This is a genomic window from Sorangium sp. So ce362, assembly GCF_051519845.1.
In the GTDB taxonomy this organism is placed as follows: Bacteria; Myxococcota_A; Polyangia; order Polyangiales; family Polyangiaceae; genus Sorangium.
Genome location: NZ_CP150332.1, coordinates 6,305,979 through 6,322,754 on the forward strand (window position 1 = coordinate 6,305,979; position 16,776 = coordinate 6,322,754).

Genomic DNA, 16,776 nt, shown 5'->3' on the forward strand with positions numbered 1-16,776 from the left:
GAGGGGACGAGCTCTCACGGGGGCCTGCGGGCCCCGGCGAGCTGCAAGGTGCCGGCGGCGACTCCAGGTGCAGGCAGGAGCCAGCTCCGCGCTCAGCTGATGTGCGCAGGCCGCAAGGCTGATGCTCGAAGATCTCTGTGTCCCCTCTCGCGGACCGACCGTACGGCGTGATAGAGGTGGCGGCCCGAGGGGAAGCTCGCACAAAGCGAGGCGCGCACGCGCCTTGCTCAGGGCCCCCTCGAGCGGCGCACACGCCGCCAGGAGGCTTGAGATGGACGAGAGAGTTCAGCGGTACGTGGATATGGGGGTGGCGCTCGGGATGAGCGTCGGCGCGAAGATCGTGGGCGCGATCCTGGTCTGGATCATCGGCCGGATGATGATCCGGGGGGTCCTCTCGGTGATGCAGCGCAGCTCCGCGCTGAAGAAGCTCGACGTGACGCTGGCTCATTACCTCGAGTCGGCGACGTCCGTGCTGCTGAACATCCTGCTCGTCATCGCGATGCTCAGCGTCTTCGGCGTCGAGACGACCACCTTCGCCAGCCTGCTCGCCGCGGTCGGCATCGCCGTCGGCATGGCGTGGTCCGGGCTCCTCTCGAACCTCGCGGCCGGCATCTTCATGATCCTCCTGCGCCCCTTCAAGACGGGTGATCTCGTGACGGCCGGGGGCGTGACGGGCACCGTACACTCGATCGGGCTCTTCGCGACCACCCTGGACACGCCCGACAACGTCCGCAACATCGTGGGCAACGGCAAGATCTTCAGCGACACCATCCAGAACTACAGCACGAACCCGTTCCGTCGCGTCGACTGCACCGCGCAGCTCGCGCACGGCGCGGATCACGAGGCGGCGATCACGCGGCTCAGGGCGCACCTCGCGCTCATCCCCAACGTGGTCAAGGTGCCCGCGCCCAGCGTCGAGATCCTGGACTTCACCCTCGCCGGGCCCGTGCTGGCCGTCCGGCCCTTCTGCCATACCGATCATTACTGGGACGTCTACTTCGCCACCAACAAGGCCATCCGCGAGGAGCTCGGCAAGCTGGGGCTCCCTGTCCCGAGCCAGCACGTGCACATCAACCAGCTCGCGGCGACATCTCCCCCGCGCAGCGCGGGCGCAGACGCGCACCCGGCGGCCTGACGCGCTGCCGCTCGACCGCGCGCGGCAGCCCGCGCGCGGTCGAGCGGAGACTTCGCGAGCGGCGCGCAGCGCGGGGTCCGCTGGGCGTAAGCCAAGACGCTGGCCCGTCCTGTCGTCATTGCCCGCGCTCGTCTCCGTGGATAAGAGGCGGGGGATGAACGACTGGGAAGCACGCTTTGCGAGGAAGCTCGAGCAGACCGACCTCGGCGATGATCCGGCCCACGATCTGGCGCACTTCACGAGGGTCGTCGCCACGGCCAAGACGCTCGCGGCGGACGAAGGGGCCAGGCTCGAGGTCGTCGTCCCCGCGGCCTGGCTGCACGATCTCGTGAACGTCCCCAAGAACGACCCGAGGCGCTCGCAGGCCTCACGGCTCTCCGCGGCGGAGGCGCTGCGCTTCCTCCGGAGCATCGCGTACCCCGAGGCCTTCCTCGCGGACATCGCCCACGCCATCGAGGCCCACAGCTACAGCGCGGGGATCGAGCCGAGCACCCTCGAAGCCAGGGTCGTCCAGGACGCCGACCGCCTCGACGGGCTGGGGGCGATCGGGATCGCCCGCTGCTTCGCCGTGGGCGGCCTGCTCGGCGTCCGGTTCTACGATCCCCAGGATCCGTTCGCCGAGCGGAGGCCGTGGAACGATCGCGAGAACGCCATCGACCACTTCCACGTGAAGCTGTTCAAGACCGCCGAGAGCCTCACGACGGCCGCCGGGCGTCGCGAGGGCGCGCGACGGGCGGAGTTCATGAGACAGTACCTCGCCCGCCTCGCGGTCGAGATCCGCGGCGAGATGCCCTGAGATCAGCCCGCGCCGGCGACGGTCACCGCGGCCGCCACGGCGACCGGGATCGTGAAGTTGTCGTCCATCCGCGACGAGAACAGCTCGGTGGCCGCCCCGGCCAGGCCCGCGACGGCGGCCAGGGCGAGCCGCGAGGAGAGCGACGCGGGGCCGAGCGCCCACATCACCGCGAGGGAGCTCAGCGCGCCGGCCGCGAAGCAGGCGAGCGTCCCCTCCAGCGATCGGCCGTCGCGCAGCCGCGTGCGGCCGAAGCGACGGCCGATGAGCGCCGCCGCCGGGTCGCCCACCGCGAGCACCACCACGGCGAGCGACTGGCTCAGCCGCGTCCCGAACAGCGCCAGCAAGAGGAGCGCCGTCACGTACCAGGTCGACGAGTTCACCCGGTAACGCTCGTGCGGGTGCGCCACGAACCGGAAGAGCCGCATCAGCCGATCGTTGACCCGCTCGCTCACCCGGCGGGCAATCTCCATCGACCACGCCGCCGCCGCGAACGCGCCGCTCACGGCCACCAGCCAGCCGCGCTCGGGCAGGAGCTGGATCAACCCGAGCACCGCCAGCCCCGAACCCACGTGCCACAGGCTGCGCGCATGGTTCGTCGGCCTGACGCTCGGCGGCGCCACAACGACCCCCCGCAGCGTCAGCAGCAACGACTCGTACGCAGGCTGCACCTCCCGCTGGAACGCTATCCACGCCGCCTTGGGCGAGGGCGTGCCGGTCGGGGTCGCCCGCTCGACCGCCGCGAGCAACGCGCGAAGGCGCTCGCGGAGCCGCCCGAGCGTGCCCGCCGCATCGTCGCGCTCGGCGGCCACGACGAGCTCCCGGAGCCGCGACACCACCCGATCGACCCGGGCGCGCACCTCGGGCTCGTCCCGGAAGACGAAGACCGCGGGATCAACTTGACGCAGAAGAGCGCAGAGCTCTTCGGAGACGAGCTTGGTCTCGACGTGCAAAGCGTGGATCACGTTGGCTTTTGTGAGGATAGTCTCCGGAGCCCCGCGCGGCATGTCAGCGCTTCGTCATACCCGCAGGTGGGCCGGCTCGCTGCGCCCGAGCCGATGAGACGCGCCGCACGGCGTGACTGCGTACCCGCCTTCACGTTCGGACCCGCGCCGCAGGACAGACGCCCCATGAGACCGCGCCGCAGGGACCGCAGGAGCCGCCGCCCGCCCGGTTCACATGGCCGGATCCAGGATGAGGCCGCAGGCGCGATGGCCTCGCCTCCCGCCCCAATTGCCCAGGTCGCGGCGACCACGGCGCACGCCGCGACCGGCTCGCCCCAACTCGTCGGCAGCGACAACAACCTCGTCGGCAGCGACAACAACCACGCAATTCATGGATTCATGGAGTGTGGCGAAAGGTATCCTCTCTATTCCATTCCTGTCTCAAATCCGCCCGACTCGCGCCTTGCCAAGCACTGGGGCGAAATCGCATGAAAGGCACCTTACGACTCCGCAAGGAGCGCGAGCCGTCGCGCTTCCCCTGCACTCACGCTGCGGCTAGGGTGCCTCGCGTCGCGGATTCGACGGGTGGGCGCGAGGCGCCCTGGACGCAGCGCGCGGCCTTCGCGCGCGCGTCCGATAGGCGTCGTTCCCTCGGAATCGGAGAATCGAGGAACATGAAGGTTTCAGTTCGGTACACCGCGCTGTCGTTCGCGCTGCTCGCCGGGCCCCTCGCCCACGCGCGGGAGCGCCCGAACCACGATGCCTATTTCAAGGAGCCGCCGGCGCTGCCCGCCGGCGTGGCGCGCGTCGCGAACGAGGATGCGCCGGGCGTCGTCGTCGCGTCGACCGATCCGCAGCGCGGGGTGCCGACCTTCGTGTGGGCGACCTCGCCGGAGCACCGCCCGCCGGCCGCGACCCACAGCACGGCCGAGGCCGCAGCGCGCTGGTACGTGCAGCGGTACGCGCGCCTCTACAACCTGCCGCAGGCCGCGCTCGACACGGCCGTCGTGCGGCACGTCCACGACACCGGGCGCGGCGGCATCCTCGTCACGCTGGGCCAGGACGTCGACGGGGTCCCGGTCTTCCGCAGCGAGCTCGGGGTGCTCATGAAGCGCGACCTCGCGCTCGTCGCGCTCGCGGGCAACCTGCACGCGTCGGCCGTCTCGCTCCCGCCCGGCGCCGGCTCGCTGCGGCCCGGCTCGAAGCGCAGCCGCGCGTTCTCCGGCTCGCCGGCCCAGGCGATCGTCCGCGCCGTGCGCGACGCGCACCGCATCGACATCAAGACGGCCGACCTCCGCGGCCGGGGCGAGGCGAAGGGCGGGTATCGGCTCTTCGAGCTCGCGGACACCGCGCACGCGCGCCAGCGCGCCGGGACCCTGCGCTTCATGCAGCCGGCGCGGGTCAGGAAGGTGCTGTTTCCGCTGCCCGACCGGCTCGTGCCCGGCTACTTCGTCGAGCTCATCTCGGGCGACGCCGGCAGCACGAGCTCCGGGGCGTATGCGTGGGTGTTCGGGGCCAGCGACGGGCGGTATCTCTACCGGGAAAACCTCTCCCACGCCGCCACGTTCGATTACCGGGTCTGGGCAGAGGAAGGGGGCAAGCACACCCCGCTCGGCGGGCCCCTCGCGGACATGTCGCCGCACCCGACCGGGCAGCCCGACGGCCATGTCCCGCGGTTCATCGCGCCGAGCCTCATCTCCATCGAGGGGTTCAACACGAGCCCGGACGGCAAGGCCGATCCGTGGCTTCCGGCGGACGCGACGTCGACCCGCGGCAACAACGTCGACGCCTACGCGGATCATCACGCGCCCGACGGGTTCTCCAGCGGCGATACGCGCGCGGCGCTCTCGGGGCCGGGCGCGTTCGACTACACCTATGACCCGCTCGCCGAGCCGCTCGCCAGGCCCGAGCAGATCATGGCGGCCGTCACCCAGGTCTTCTACGTCACGAACTGGCTCCATGACTGGTACTACGACTCCGGCTTCACCGAGGCCGCAGGCAACGGCCAGCGCGACAACCTCGGTCGAGGCGGCCTCGACGGCGACCCGCTCCTCGCCGAGGCGCAGGACGACGCGCCCGGCGGCAGCCGCGACAACGCGAACATGGACGCGACGTACGACGGCGCGTCGCCGCGGATGCAGATGTACCTGTGGTCCGGGCAGGACCTGCGGTCCCTGAGCGTCACGCCGCAGAACGCCAACTACGCGTCGAACACCGCCATGTTCGGGCCCCTGCGCTACGAGGTGACCGGTGAGCTCGCCCTCGGCGAGGACGACGCCGCGCCCCGGGGCGACGCGTGCGGGCCGATCACGAGCGACGTGGCCGGCAAGATCGCCCTCGTCGACCGGGGCGGGTGCACCTTCGCCGAGAAGGCGCAGAGCGCGCAGGAGGCGGGCGCCGTCGGCGTCATCATCGCCAACAACCGCGTGAGCGACGGGGCCCCGCGGCTCGCCGGCGACGCGCCCGAGGTGACGACGCCGGCCCAGAGCGTCTCGCTCGAGGACGGCAGCGCGCTCAAGGCGGCGCTCGCCGGGGCGCAGGCGCCGCTCGCGGTCACGATGACCCGCGAGCCCAGCGTGGAGCGCGACGGCACGATCGACAACACCATCGTGGCGCACGAGTGGGGCCACTACATCCACCTCCGTCTGGTCGCGTGCGGCACGCAGATGTGCGGCGCGCAGAGCGAGGGCTGGGCGGACTTCATCGCGCTGCACATGGCGCTGCGCGATGGCGACGACCTCGACGGCGCCTACCCGCTCTCGAGCTACGGGAGCGCGGCGATGGGCGACAGCTACTTCGGCATCCGCCGCGCGCCCTACTCCGTCGACTTCAGCAGGAACGGGCTGACGTTCAAGCATATCTCGGACGACGAGCGCCTCCCCGACCACCCGCTCAACGTCTCGGCTCCCCAGAACTCCGAGGTGCACAACGCCGGTGAGGTCTGGGCAGCCATGATGTTCGAGGCCTATGTCGCGCTGATCCGGCACGGCGACGGCCTGACCCCGCCGCGCGCGTTCGAGCAGACCCGGCGGAGGATGAGCGATTACGTGGTGGCGGGCATGAAGCTCGCCCCGGCCAACCCGACCTACACCGAGCAGCGCGACGCCGTGCTGGCCGCCGCGCTCGCCAGCGATCAGGGCGACTTCCTCGCGATGGCGGAGGCGTTCGCGCGGCGGGGCGCCGGCACGTGCGCCGAGTCGCCGCGCGCCGACTCGCACGGCCTCTCCGGCGTGGTCGAGAGCTTCAAAATCCAGCCCGAGATCGCGCTGGTCCGCGCGGAGCTCGACGACAGCGCCGGCTCCTGCGACCGCGACGGGCTGCTCGACGCGGAGGAGTCCGGCACGGTCGCGATCGAGATCGTCAATCGCGGCACGGCGCCGCTGACCGGGGCGGTGGCGTCCATCGAGGGGCCGGGCGGCGGGGTGAGCTTCCCGGAAGGCGCGCGCGTGTCGTTCGGCGACATCGCGCCGTTCGCGACCGGGACCGCGACCGTGGCGGTGAAGCTCGACCGGAGCGTGAAGCCCGCCGAGGACCTGAAGCTCCGCCTGACGCTGAAGAGCGCCGAGGCGTGCACGCCGACGCGGGTGGAGGCCCTGGTGCGCCGCGTGAACTACGACGAGGTCCCCGGGTCCTCGGCGGTCGACGGCGTGGAGACGCAGAGCACGACCTGGACCGTCGAGGGGCTCTCCAGCGAGCTCGTGTGGTCGCGCGCCGAGGCGGACGCGCCGAACCGCGTGTGGCGCGGCGTGGACCTGGCGAGCCTGTCCGACGCGGCGCTGGTGTCGCCGGCCCTGGAGGTCAGCGAGACCGAGCGCTTCGTGCTGACGTTCGCGCACCGGCACCAGTTCGAGGCGAGCGACGGCACGTCCTGGGACGGCGCGGTGATCGAGATCAGCGCCGACGGCGGCGAGACGTGGGTCGACCTCGCGAGGACCGCGGATCCGGGCTACAGTGGGAGGATCACGAGCGAGTCGGGCAATCCGCTGGCCAGGCGGATGGCCTTTGTCGGCGAGAGCCCGTCGTGGCCCGAGGCCGACAGGGTGTCTGTCGACCTGGGGACCGCGTTCGCCGGGAAGACGGTGCGGGTGCGGTTCCGCGTGGGCACCGACGAGGCCGCGGGCGACACCGGCTGGGAGCTCGACGACATCGGGTTTGCGGGCCTGAAGAACAAACCGTTCGCGACGCTCGTCGAGGACACCGCCTCCTGCCAGAGAGGGCCGGTGGCCGACGCCGGAACGGATCAGGCGGTCGCGATCGGAGAGCTCGTGACGCTCGACGCGTCGGGGAGCTCGGATCCCGAGGAGGACGAGCTGACGTTCTCCTGGACGCAGACGGCGGGGCCGGCGGTCGAGCTGACCGGCGAGGGCGCGCAGACGACCTTCGTGGCGCCCGAGGTGGCCGCGGCGACGACCTTCGCGTTCGAGGTGAAGGTCGGCGACGGGATCCTGGAGGCGACCGACCAGGTGAGCGTGGTGGTCGATCCGGCGATGGAGCTCGCGCCGGAGGGGTGCGGGTGCGCGATCCCGGGGGGAGCGCCGCGCGCTCCGCTGGGCGCGCTCGGCGCGCTCACGGCGGTCGCGGCGCTCGCGATGCGGCGGCGGCAGCGCGGCGTCGGGAGGTGATCCCCGCGCGAGCGCCGGGTAAGGCAGGAGATCCCCCCATTGACGCCCGCCGCCGGGCCCACCACGGTGGCCGACCGCATGGGAACCAGCAATCCTTCGCCCTCCGAGCCCGCCATGTCCGCCGAACGAGCGCTGCAGCGGCTGGCCGAGGGCAACCGGCGCTTCGTGGACAACATCCGCAGCGAGCACGTCGTGCTCGGAAAGCGGGCGCGGGCCGCGCTCGTGGACGGGCAGCAGCCCTTCGCCATCGTCCTCTGCTGCTCGGACTCCCGGGCGCCGGCCGAGCTGATCTTCGATCAGGGGCTCGGCGAGCTGTTCGTCATCCGGGTGGCGGGCAACGTGGTGGCCCCCTCGCTGATCGGCAGCGTGGAGTTCGCCGCCGCCGCCTTCGGGACCCGCCTCGCGGTGGTGATGGGCCACTCGCGCTGCGGCGCCATCGAGGCCACGCTGAGCGAGCTGCTCCAAGAGGAGCACGGCGGTCCCCTCACCGACAACATCCGCGATATCGTCGAACGCTGCCGATCCCCGGTGGAGACGGTGCTGAGCGCCGCCAGCCACGACGCTGCCAGGGACTTCCTGCTGCGCGAGGCGATGCGGGCGAACGTGCGCAACTCGTGCGACCACCTCCGGCACGGCAGCCGCCTGCTCGAGCGGCTCTGCGCCGAGGAGGGCATGAAGATCGTGGGCGCCGAGTACGCCCTGGAGACCGGCGAGGTGACGTTTTTCGAGCGCACGTGAAGCCCGATCGCGGCGCCTCGGCGTGCTCCGGGACGCCGGCGCTCACCGGGCCTCGCGCAGGAAGCGCTCCACCGAGCTGGTCGGCTGCATGCAGCCCGGGAGCAGCAGCTTCAGCGGCGAGGCGATCCCCACCGGCAGGGTCCGCAGCGGGCGAGCAGCGATGTCAGGCAGAGCCGGGCTCCTCGCTCGAGGTGGCGCATCGGGTTCTTCTGCGCACCTTCTGTCCGGACGACAGCGTCCCCGCTCGGCGACCGCCTCAGATATTGATGCTCTGCGGGATCTCGGACGGCAGGAGGACGACATACGGGACGCGCTGAAAGTTGCGCTTGCCGATGATCGTCTCGGTCTCGATCAGCGCGCGCTGGAACGCCTCGAGGGGCTCGCGGACCCGCGCGTCGGTGAAATAGCTGCCCGGGATGTTCCGGTCGTAGTCGCCGAGCCGCGAGTAGTAGACCCCGCCGAGGAGCGTCATCACGTTCAGCTGGAGCAGCGCCTGCTGCAGGGGCGGCAGGTGGTGGTAGATCTCCGAGGACGGCAGACCCGTTGTGACGCTCGGCGCCGGGGCGTAGGCGGCGAGCGGGAGCGCCGGGGTGAAGCCCATGATGAAGCGCTGCGGAAAGTTCACCGCCGCATGCTGGGCGCTGGCGGTGAAGATCACGTGCGTCAGCAGATCCGCCAGGTAAGCCACGGTGCGGATCGCCCCGTCCTCGCCGATGTCTTTCAGGGCGCAGCCCGTCGGCGAGGACAGCTCGGCGATCCAGCTCTGTAGCTCGTAATCGCCCTGCACGTCCGCATCGCTGGTATAATAGACGGCGAGGTACCGCGACACCCACGGGTGGATCGCTCCCCAGAGGAGGATCGCGTCGTCGCGGTAGGGGTAGATCGGCAGGGCATCCGGATCGTCGACGCCCCGGCGCGCGAGCGCCGCCGGGAGGAACTGCTCATTGACGCTGTAGCTCAGCACGGAGTCGACCGCGAGCTGGGTGGACGACGCGATCGTCCCGGCGAGCAGGTTGTCCACCGGGCCTCCCGGGGCGATCAGATCGGCCTCGGCGGCGTCGTTGATCGCCAGGGTGCCCTGGAAATGCGGGGTGAGCAGGACGTTCACCGGGTGCTCGGGGGCGAGCTGCCGCGGCGTGGCCATCGCGAACGCCTCGATGACGAGGTGGGTCTGCCCGAGGTGGGAGATCAGCTCGTGATAGTTCCCATCGGCGACCTGCACGTGGAGCTTGGCCACCTCCCACCCCACGCCGTCCGACGGCGTGAAGATCGGGCTCGCCGCGCCCGGCGTCTGCGCGCACTGGATGGCCACCGGGCGGAGCAGACGGCCAGGCGAGCCCGCGGCGGGCACCGCGAAGAGCGCGAGCGGCGCCTCGACGTACTTCTGCTGATCCGGCGCGGTCCCGGGCACGAGCTGCGAGAGCGCCTTGTAGTCCGCCAGGTAGAGGCGCCCCTCGTCACCTGCGCTCGCCAGGGAGTCGTTCTTGCCCATCACCGATTGATACTGGGCGTCGGTCACGGGGAAGCTCGGCCCGGGCGACGCGACGCGCCTGAGCACGAGCGGGTTCGGCCCCGCCACCCGCATCCAGGCGAAGATCGTGTCGTCCTGATAGACGCTCACGATCTCCGGCAGGCGGAACGTCTGGAACTCCAGGACATAGTCGTACACGCTGGTCGCTTGCCCGTACAGCCCGACGAAATCGAGAAGGAGCTTCCCCGCGGCGCTCAGCAGCGTCTCCAGCAGCGCTTTGATGATGTCACCCGGCTTCTCGATGGGACAGTCCATCGTGCCGGGGGCGTTGCCCACCGCGCCGCCCGCCGCCGCCGTGACGATCTGCTGCGCGGCCCCCTGCCGCGCCACAGCCGGCCGGCGCGGGGGCGGCGCGGGGGCACGCTCGGGCTCGCCGTGGAGCGGCGTCAGCCAGAGGGTGAGCTTCCGATGGCGTTGCTTCAGATCGTCGAAGACGCCCTGGATCCTCTCGCGCGTCACCTTGTCCATCGGGGCGCCGTCGGCGGTGCGAAGTGAGCCGTCCGCAGCCACGAGCTTGGACGCCTTGGCCACCACATTGCCGACGAGTTCGAGAACCACGAGCGCCGCCGACCCCACCAGGATGGGGGCAAAGCCCTGTCCGTTCGGAACGCTCTGAGCCACCCCGAGGGGCGCCAGACGGGTGTTGTGGTTGTAGACGTAGGTCTGCTGGGCTTGAGCGAGCTCGTTTTTGCGCTGCTGCTGCTCCGCGGGAGAGTCTTTCTGCGGCAGGGACGGGTTACTCATGATGCCCTCGATGTTGTGTTGAAGAAACTGCAATGAGCGCCACGCTACGACGGGTTTCCACTGCTGGCAATCCGGCGCGTTGCCAGATCTGCAGATCGGCAGTTGAGAAACGCCGGCCGAGCGCCCCGTCCTCACGTCCACAGGAAACGAGAATCGACCACAAAGGAGAGAGGGACATGGCTGCGGCGACGTCCGGATTCCACGGCGAGCTCCCTGGCCCCGCGCTGTCGTCCCGAGGCCGACGCTCGGCCCGGATCGAGCAGGGTGAAGTGGGCGTGGCCGCGGCGCGCTTGCCGTGCGGCGGCCGCTGACAGCGGCGAGTTCAAGCTTGGGTGTCGTCGTCGCGGCGAGATCGAGCTTATGTGTCGCTGCCGCGTGCCGGTTCGGGCTTGGCGGCGGACAAGCGGTGGTGGAGAGTAGCCGCCCGCGCCGTCCTGGGAGACGAACCAGCAAGGCCCGACGGGCGCGGCCCCGAGACCACCTCCTGACCCAGAGAAATGCGATGCGAATATCACGAACGAGACTCAAGGCGCCATGGCGCGCGCCCGCGGCGGCGGCCCTCGCCGCGGCGGCCCTCTCCGCGATCGACCCGGCCGTGGCTCACGCCCACTTCACCCTGCTCGAGCCGGCTTGCTACTCGGAGCAAAACAACCTGGGCGACCCGCAGAAGAGCGCGCCGTGCGGCCAGGCGGACCCCGGGAAGCCGGTCGAGCTGACCGGCGACGTGACCACCTATGTCCAGGGTGAGACGATCACCCTGACGATCCAGGAGACCATATTTCACCCGGGCCATTACCGCGTCTCGATCGCGCCCGATCCGGAGTCTATCCCCCCGGATCCGGAGGTGACCCCCGGCTCCACGCCGTGCGGCTCCACCGTGATCGAGACAGATCCGCAGCTCCCCCTCGTGGCGGACGGCCTGCTCGTCCACACCGCGGCGATCACGGGGACGCAATCCGTCGAGATCAAGCTCCCCGATGATCTCACCTGCGAGAACTGCACGCTGCAGGTCAGCCAGTTCATGTCAAACCACGCGATCAACAACCCGGGCGGCTGCTTCTATCACCACTGCGCGACCATCACGATCGTCCCGCGTGAGGGTGAACCCGCGGGGTCCGGCGGCGCAGGCGGCAAATCCGGAGAAGGCGGCGCTGCATCGAGCAGCAATAGCAGCGGCAGCAGCAGCTCCGGCGACGGCGGCACCGCGTCCGAGGGCGGCGGCCCCGGCGACGGCGGCGCCGCATCCACCGGCGACGGCGGGAGCGCCGGGGCCGAACCGTCCGATTCTTCCTCTTCGTCCGGTTGTGGATGCCGTGTCGGCGCCGCCGAGAGGCCCACCGTCGCCTACGTCGCAGGCCTGCTCGCGCTCGGGCTCCTGCGCTGGCGCCGCCGCCGCTGAGCCCGTGTGGGCGCGCGAGGCGACCGGCGGCGAGCTCGTGAGATCCTCCGAGATCATCTGAGCCTTCGTCGCGGTTGGCTCACGGCGGCGCCTGTGCAAGAGGTGCGATATGGCCCTGCGCGCGCTCCGCACCATCGCCGTCGTTCCCCTGCTCGTGGCCGCGTGCGCCCGCGCGGCGCCGCCTCCCGCCGCCGCGCCGGCTCCCCTGCCCTCGCCGGCGCCCCCGGCGGTCGCGAGCACGGCAACGGCGGCGACTGCTGCGCCCGCGGCGACCCCGCGGCGCCCGGCGTGGGTGGAGCGCAGCAACGAGCACGCGCAGGTGCTCCTCGACGTGCTCGCCCGGTTCTCTCCGGAGCTCGCCGGCTCGATGGGGATCGAGCGCGCGGACGCGGAGATCACCGATCCCTCGTCGGAGGCCGAGGCGCGGGCGCGCGCGGCCTACCGCGCGGCCATCGTCGAGCTCCAGAAGCGGCGAGAGGCCGAGAAGGACCCGGCGGTCGCCGAAGATCTGCAGATCCTGCTGGACGCCGCGGACCGGGCCGTTCGCGGCTCGGAGCTCGACGAGAAGCACAGGGTCACTTACGTGCACGTCACGGGGCTCGTGTTCGAGGGCATCTCGAACCTGCTGGACGACCGGCTACCCCCGGCGCGGCGGGCCGCGGCCCTCACGCGGCTCCGGCGCTATGCCGGCCTGGAGGCGGGCTACACGCCCATCGCCGAGCGGGCCAGGGCCAGGCTCACTCAGGAGCTCGGAAAGCCCGGCTTGCTCGCCCCCTCCAGGATGGAGATCGAGCGGCACCTCGCCACGAACGCCCGCGTGCGGGAGGGCATCGGCGAGCTCTTCAGGAAATATGCTATCAGCGGCCATGAAGCGCCGCTCGCCGCGCTGACTCGCCAGCTCGAGGCGTACGACGCGGCGCTGCGCGCCGACGTGCTCCCCCGGGCGCGGACCGGCTTCGCGCTGCCGCCGCCGCTCTATGCGTTCGCGCTCGAGTCGTATGGCGTCGATCTCCCGCCCGCCGAGCTCGCGTCCCTGGCCCACACAGCCTTCGACGATCTGAAGGCGCAGATGCAGAAGCTCGCGGTGTCGATCGCCGCCGCGCGCAAGCTGCCGAGCGCGGATTACCGCGACGTGATCCGCGCCCTGAAGAAGGAGCAGCTGGTGGGCGAGGCGATCTTGCCGCACTACAAGGAGCGGCTCGCCCAGATAGAGGCCATCATCCGGAGAGAGCGCCTCGTCACGCTGCCCGACAGACCGGCGCGCATCCGGCTCGGCACGGCCGCGGAGAGCGCCGAGTCGCCTGCGCCGCACATGCGGCCGCCGCGGCTGCTCGACAACCAGGGAGAAGAAGGGGAATTCGTGCTGCCGCTGAGCCTCCCAGGGCCGCCCGGCTCCACGGGGGAGCTGCGGAAGATCGACGATTTCACCCATGCCGCGGCGTCATGGACGCTCACCGCTCACGAGGCGCGCCCCGGACACGAGCTCCAGTTCGCGTCGCTCGTCGAGCGGGGCGTCTCGATCGCGCGGGCCATCTTCGCGGAGAACAGCGCCAATGTGGAGGGATGGGGTCTCTATTCCGAGGCCATCCTGCTCCCGTTCATGCCGCCCGAGGGCCAGCTCGTCTCGCTGCAATACCGCCTGCTGCGGGCCGCGCGCGCCTTTCTGGACCCGGAGCTCCAGGCCGGCAAGATCACGCCGGCGGCCGCGCGCGCCTTCCTGGAGAAGGAGGTGGTGCTGTCGGCGCCGTTCGCGCAGTCCGAGGTGGAGCGCTACACGTTCCGCGCGCCGGGACAGGCGACGTCGTATTTCTACGGGTTCACCCGGCTGATGGAGCTCCGGGCAGAGGTCGAGTCCAGGATGGGCCCTCGCTTCGACGCGCAACGGTTCCACGATTTCGTGCTCGCCCAGGGGATCCTGCCGCCGAAGCTGATGCGCAAGGCGGTGTTCGAGCGGTTCGTGGGGGCTCAGCGGGCGCTCTGAGCGAGGACGCGTACGAGGAGAGGAGAAAGAAGGCCGCCTCGATCCAGCGCGGGATCCCCTTGCGGCGCGCCTCGCCGGCTCCAGCTGTCCAGGAGGACACGGCAGCGCCGGAGGGTGACGCATGGAAATCAACGAGAACGCGGCGGTGAAGCGACAGTCGGCAGCGCCCGACGGCGCCGCGGCCGGATTCAAGAAGACGGGGAAGAAGGCGCGCGAGGAGCGGACGCCGGAGACGCCGGTCGATCGCGGGGGCTCGCTCTGGCCAAGCAGGGCGTCAGAGGCGCTGGTCGATCCGGAGGACGTCGCGTCGGACCTGTCGTTCCCGGCGAGCGACCCTCCGGCCTGGACGCCGGGCTACCCGGGCTGAGCGCCAGCACCCGTCACGCCTCGGGAACGTCCCCTTCGAGCCACTTGCGCGCGCTCTCGGCGGTGAGCTTGAAGGCCGCGGGCACCCTCGCTCGCCGCACGGCCTCCCCCGCCGCGTCCCACTCGGTGAGGATGGCGTGGGGGTCGTCCTCGTCGGGCACCACGTCGAGGTCCACCCGCACCCGCGCGCCGCCCTCGACCGCCGTCGTGACGCTCCGGTGCAGCTGCGCCCGGCGCTGCTGGACGTGGCGCGCCAGCACCTCGTTCGCCGTCTTCACCAGGGTGGCGAAGGCATTCGCGTCGAGGGGCTTCGGGTTCTTCTTGTCACGCCCCATCGTCCACGGCCCCACCAGCGAGGGCTCGCTCTGGCCGTCGCACGTCATCTCGACGGCCCACCCGTCGTCGTCCTCGTTCTTGATGACCCGCGCCGTCCACCCGCTGCCCCTCCACAGCTTCGGGTCCTGGTCCTCAGGGCGGATCGGGCGCTCCTGCCCCGCCTCGTCGTCCGTCTCGTCCGTCGCGTCGTGCGTCGTGTCCATGGACGCCTCGGTGTACCCGCTATGCGCTCGGTGCGTCCACCACCTCCAGCACGTCTCGGGCATTTCCTGTCAGCCCCTGGCGGCTCTGGAGCGCCTCCGCGGCGCCCGTCGATCCCCCTCGACGGCCGGCGGCACGACGCTGACTGCCGGCGCGGGCGGTTCGCCGGCCCGGCGATCCATCCGCCCGGCGCTCCACCCGCGCCGCCGCGCGCTCGGCGCGCGCGCCAGCGGAGCGCCCGTCACAGCGTCTTCAGGTACTCGACGAGATCCCAGCGCTCCTGCTCGGTCAGCGCGGGCCCGATGACGCCCTTTCCGCGCGGCCCGTCGCGGTACTCGTGCCCGGCGTTCGAGTTGCCGGGGAGATCCGTTACGAGCTCGAACCCTCCCTGAGAGGGCTCCACCCGGAGGCCGACGCGCCTCGGGTCGAACGCCGCGCCGCCGAGATGGAACCTCTTCGAGCGCCGCTCTCCTGGGAGGAGCAGCTCATAGAGGCTCGGGACAGAGCCATTGTGGAGGTACGGCGCCGTCGCCCAGATCCCGTTCAGCTCGCGCGCCCGATACGCGAGCGGCGCGCGCCACCTGTTCGGGCGGTACCCATCCCACGCGAGCCGCTGCTCCGCCGACAGGCCGTACTCCTCGTACTTCGTCTCGCGGATCGCCCACGTGCCGAGCTCCAGCGCCTGCGCCATCCCGACCCTCCCGAGCCCGAGCGCCCCCAGATCCACCTTGCGCTCGTTGAAGCTGACGGCGTGGGTCGGATCGGTGCCGATCAGGTCGAGCGGGGACATCATCGCTCTCCGGAAGCGCCTGCCATGCTCGTTCGGGGGAGTCAGCCCGGGCTCGTGACAGCTCGCGCAGTGCATGCTGTAGAGGCGCCTGCCGCGGGCCGCCTGCTCCTTGTCGATGCTGCCGAGGAGGTGCTCTGGCCAGCGCGGCGCGCGGAGCTTCTCGACCTGCTGTTCAATCAGGCGCAGGTTGTCCACCCGGATGCTCGACTGGACATGCACCCTCGTCCCCTGCGACTCCGGGCTGAGCCGCGTGTGCGTGCCCACCCCCAGGGCCTCCGCGATGTTGCGAGCCATCGGCTGCATGATGGATCCGTTCCACTGCACCCAGTCGTAGCTCGGCGCATCCCAGAGGTGAGGATAGTCGACAGGCGCGTTGGTCGCGCGGACGTTCTCCGGGTTGATCGATCCGAACAGAAGGTTGCCGGCGCGCCCGAGCGCGTCCAGCCTGCCAAAGCCCGCGATGGTGGCGTGGGACCCCTCCCCGGCCCCGGTGAACGCTTGCAGCCGGACCACCTCCAGCATCTTCCCCACCTGCGCTCGCAGGGCGCGAGCGGAGTCCTCGCCGTGGTGGTCCTTGAGGACCGCCCTGGTGAAGCGGTCCAGCTTTTCCGGCGTCTTCAGCGTGCGGTCGAGCGCGCCGAAGACAGCCTCGGTGAAGGCGACCACGTCGATCCGCGCCGGGCCGCCGTCGATCCGGATCCTCGCCCCACGGTGGGAGATCTGGCGGGTGTGGCACGTCGCGCACGTGAACCCGACGTACACCTCGCCCGTCACGGGATCGACGTCCTTGGCGAACCCCACCGGGAGGCGCTCCGGATTGCTCTTCGAGCCTGGATCCTCGATGAAGCGATAGCGCGCCACATAGTCGCTCGCGACGAACCGCTCCGCGCTGTCCCCCCGCTCCAGCGCAAGGAACCACCCGAGCGGCAAGAGCCTGGTCCCCTGGGAGACACGGTAGAAGATCCGACGCTCCTCCTCGCCCCACCCCTGGTCGAGGTACACGACGTCTCCCGCGCGCCGGCCGCCCTTCCCTTGCGCGCAGCCGGACGCTGCGAGCATCGCGAGCGCGATCGCACCGCTCTGGATCCACATGACCATCCCCCTTCGATGAGCTCCGCCCGCGAGGCGCGCCGATCGCCACACCGCGTGTCAGAGTCCGGCGACAGCGCGCTTTCCCTGATCGGCTCTCCGGAGCG

General features: G+C 71.1%; 12 protein-coding genes. 8 read left to right on the forward strand and 4 right to left on the reverse strand.

What is annotated here, in order from left to right:
• The first annotated feature begins 271 nt into the window (after window positions 1-271).
• Together WMF17_RS24040 and WMF17_RS24045 are read left to right on the forward strand one after the other, a co-directional pair.
• A complete protein-coding gene (locus WMF17_RS24040) occupies window positions 272-1,135 on the forward strand; it encodes a mechanosensitive ion channel family protein (protein ID WP_437595413.1) in 864 nt (287 codons plus the stop codon).
• A 154-nt stretch (window positions 1,136-1,289) separates the two neighbouring features.
• Window positions 1,290-1,931, forward strand: a complete 642-nt coding sequence (locus tag WMF17_RS24045; RefSeq protein WP_437595414.1) for an HD domain-containing protein — start codon at window positions 1,290-1,292, stop codon at window positions 1,929-1,931.
• 2 nt (window positions 1,932-1,933) lie between these two features.
• Here the strand turns inward: WMF17_RS24045 and WMF17_RS24050 are convergent, their stop codons facing one another.
• A complete protein-coding gene (locus tag WMF17_RS24050) occupies window positions 1,934-2,893 on the reverse strand; it encodes a diacylglycerol/polyprenol kinase family protein (protein ID WP_437595415.1) in 960 nt (319 codons plus the stop codon).
• Between the two features lie 246 nt (window positions 2,894-3,139).
• On the opposite strand from WMF17_RS24050, the gene WMF17_RS24055 reads away from it, so the two are divergent.
• From WMF17_RS24055 to WMF17_RS24065, 3 genes are all read left to right on the forward strand, one after another.
• On the forward strand, window positions 3,140-3,364 hold the full coding sequence (locus tag WMF17_RS24055) for a hypothetical protein (protein WP_437595416.1): 225 nt from the start codon (window positions 3,140-3,142) through the stop codon (window positions 3,362-3,364).
• Window positions 3,365-3,546: 182 nt separating this feature from the next.
• Window positions 3,547-7,494 carry a M36 family metallopeptidase gene (locus WMF17_RS24060; protein WP_437643444.1) on the forward strand — a complete coding sequence of 1,316 codons (3,948 nt, stop codon included), beginning with the start codon at window positions 3,547-3,549 and terminating at the stop codon, window positions 7,492-7,494.
• 114 nt (window positions 7,495-7,608) lie between these two features.
• Window positions 7,609-8,232, forward strand: coding sequence for a carbonic anhydrase (locus WMF17_RS24065; protein WP_437643445.1), 624 nt, complete (start codon window positions 7,609-7,611; stop codon window positions 8,230-8,232).
• 256 nt (window positions 8,233-8,488) lie between these two features.
• Here WMF17_RS24065 and WMF17_RS24070 read toward each other — a convergent pair whose 3' ends face one another.
• Complete coding sequence (locus WMF17_RS24070; protein ID WP_437643447.1) at window positions 8,489-10,507, reverse strand: lipoxygenase family protein; 2,019 nt, start codon at window positions 10,505-10,507, stop codon at window positions 8,489-8,491.
• A gap of 502 nt (window positions 10,508-11,009) precedes the next feature.
• On the opposite strand from WMF17_RS24070, the gene WMF17_RS24075 reads away from it, so the two are divergent.
• The 3 genes from WMF17_RS24075 to WMF17_RS24085 all read left to right on the forward strand — a co-directional run bounded on the left by WMF17_RS24075 (window position 11,010) and on the right by WMF17_RS24085 (window position 14,254).
• Window positions 11,010-11,906 (forward strand): SCE4755 family polysaccharide monooxygenase-like protein, encoded by an 897-nt coding sequence (locus WMF17_RS24075; RefSeq protein ID WP_437643449.1) that lies wholly within the window; start codon window positions 11,010-11,012, stop codon window positions 11,904-11,906.
• A gap of 109 nt (window positions 11,907-12,015) precedes the next feature.
• Complete coding sequence (locus WMF17_RS24080) at window positions 12,016-13,887, forward strand: DUF885 domain-containing protein (protein WP_437595421.1); 1,872 nt, start codon at window positions 12,016-12,018, stop codon at window positions 13,885-13,887.
• A 121-nt stretch (window positions 13,888-14,008) separates the two neighbouring features.
• Window positions 14,009-14,254: a hypothetical protein gene (locus tag WMF17_RS24085; protein WP_437643451.1), complete on the forward strand. Its 246-nt coding sequence runs from the start codon at window positions 14,009-14,011 to the stop codon at window positions 14,252-14,254.
• 13 nt (window positions 14,255-14,267) lie between these two features.
• On the opposite strand, the gene WMF17_RS24090 is transcribed toward WMF17_RS24085, so the two are convergent.
• Together WMF17_RS24090 and WMF17_RS24095 are read right to left on the reverse strand one after the other, a co-directional pair.
• Entirely contained in the window at window positions 14,268-14,792 is a 525-nt protein-coding gene (locus WMF17_RS24090) for a hypothetical protein (RefSeq protein WP_437595423.1), read from the reverse strand.
• A 239-nt stretch (window positions 14,793-15,031) separates the two neighbouring features.
• Window positions 15,032-16,672 (reverse strand): di-heme-cytochrome C peroxidase, encoded by a 1,641-nt coding sequence (locus WMF17_RS24095; RefSeq protein ID WP_437595424.1) that lies wholly within the window; start codon window positions 16,670-16,672, stop codon window positions 15,032-15,034.
• Window positions 16,673-16,776 lie beyond the last annotated feature (104 nt).

What these genes read in the sequence shown, in the direction of transcription:
- WMF17_RS24040 (WP_437595413.1), top strand. Translation starts at nt 272, where the DNA reads ATGGACGAGAGAGTTCAGCGGTACGTGGATATGGGGGTGGCGCTCGGG.
- WMF17_RS24045 (WP_437595414.1), top strand. Translation starts at nt 1,290, where the DNA reads ATGAACGACTGGGAAGCACGCTTTGCGAGGAAGCTCGAGCAGACCGAC.
- WMF17_RS24080 (WP_437595421.1), top strand. Translation starts at nt 12,016, where the DNA reads ATGGCCCTGCGCGCGCTCCGCACCATCGCCGTCGTTCCCCTGCTCGTG.
- WMF17_RS24055 (WP_437595416.1), top strand. Translation starts at nt 3,140, where the DNA reads ATGGCCTCGCCTCCCGCCCCAATTGCCCAGGTCGCGGCGACCACGGCG.
- WMF17_RS24085 (WP_437643451.1), top strand. Translation starts at nt 14,009, where the DNA reads ATGGAAATCAACGAGAACGCGGCGGTGAAGCGACAGTCGGCAGCGCCC.
- WMF17_RS24075 (WP_437643449.1), top strand. Translation starts at nt 11,010, where the DNA reads ATGCGAATATCACGAACGAGACTCAAGGCGCCATGGCGCGCGCCCGCG.
- WMF17_RS24090 (WP_437595423.1), bottom strand. Translation starts at nt 14,792, where the DNA reads ATGGACACGACGCACGACGCGACGGACGAGACGGACGACGAGGCGGGG.
- WMF17_RS24095 (WP_437595424.1), bottom strand. Translation starts at nt 16,672, where the DNA reads ATGTGGATCCAGAGCGGTGCGATCGCGCTCGCGATGCTCGCAGCGTCC.
- WMF17_RS24065 (WP_437643445.1), top strand. Translation starts at nt 7,609, where the DNA reads ATGTCCGCCGAACGAGCGCTGCAGCGGCTGGCCGAGGGCAACCGGCGC.
- WMF17_RS24070 (WP_437643447.1), bottom strand. Translation starts at nt 10,507, where the DNA reads ATGAGTAACCCGTCCCTGCCGCAGAAAGACTCTCCCGCGGAGCAGCAG.
- WMF17_RS24060 (WP_437643444.1), top strand. Translation starts at nt 3,547, where the DNA reads ATGAAGGTTTCAGTTCGGTACACCGCGCTGTCGTTCGCGCTGCTCGCC.